Below are 396 nucleotides of genomic sequence, written 5' to 3' on the forward strand. Positions count from 1 at the left end.
TTCTTTGAACAAGAAATTAATATGGATATCAATACAACAGTTGCAACTAAAGTAATACGAGGCATTTTTCTTTTTTACCAAATTTAGCCGAAAAGAATATATGAATTAAAATCTTTTTTTATTTTAAACAAAAACTTACCAAAAGAAGTTTGCAATAAATAATGTAAAAACTTCAATCGCATTTGCCATACCCTGCATTTTACAGAGTAACCGAAATAAGATTCATAAACAGTTACATTTTGTTGTAACGATTTTATATAGTTATTACTGCTTATACCCGTATTATCAAAAACAATCATGGTTTTATTAATGAATTGATAAGGCTCATCTTTTATTCGGCACATCAAATCATAATCCATTGCAATTGAATAATTCAAATTAAAAATTCCTGCTCTG

The 396-nt window shown here is 26.5% G+C and carries 1 protein-coding gene; it reads right to left on the reverse strand.

Annotation, left to right across the window (positions count from 1 at the left end; translation table 11 throughout):
- Nucleotides 1–83 precede the first annotated feature (83 nt).
- On the reverse strand, nucleotides 84–396 hold a 313-nt coding region (locus E3E36_RS13090; RefSeq protein ID WP_206203736.1), incomplete at its 5' end, for a hypothetical protein.

Source organism: Thermococcus sp. M36 (genome assembly GCF_012027355.1).
Lineage (GTDB): Archaea > Methanobacteriota_B > Thermococci > Thermococcales > Thermococcaceae > Thermococcus.